Source organism: Micromonospora aridisoli (assembly GCF_056150025.1).
Genome location: NZ_JAXCFK010000203.1, coordinates 1 through 503 on the forward strand (window position 1 = coordinate 1; position 503 = coordinate 503).

Consider the following 503-nt stretch of genomic DNA (forward strand, 5'->3'; position numbering starts at 1 on the left):
TACCAAAGCCTTTAATTTTCTGAAACTTAGTAACTGCATTACCATCTGTAAGACTAGCCGCATACTTACAAACACTGAGATTTCGGAGATATACATCTTGATTCTTGTAGTCAAAATTTTCTCCTTCTGCTTTTAGAATGAGGTTGTCATAATTAGACAGGGTATTATCATGATAATTAGAAACTGCATTGCAATAGGTGTCTAGCAAAGTGGTAAGGATTTCGTAACCTGCTATTTCTTTGTCTACTACTTCGGTACTTTGATAAATTTTGTCTATACTGATCTTCAGAATATCATTTATCTGTGCCTCATAGGCACTTTTGTCTAACAATGCAATGTCAAAAGTACCTGATAGGATCGCCTCTTCGTTGGCAATAAAAGTATTTGCAGCTTCTTGGATCAAAGTATTGATTGCCAAAGCTCTCAAATAACTTAGACGATCTGGCATTGTTTGCAAACTATGATATTTGGACGTATTTATTGTATTCTTGACTAAATTGATC

The 503-nt window shown here is 34.6% G+C and carries 1 protein-coding gene; it reads right to left on the reverse strand.

The genetic code is table 11. The annotated features are described in order from the left end of the window. A partial coding sequence (locus SM447_RS30115) for a hypothetical protein (protein ID WP_474576244.1) occupies positions 1-448 on the reverse strand: 448 nt, incomplete at its 3' end. Positions 449-503: the final 55 nt, after the last annotated feature.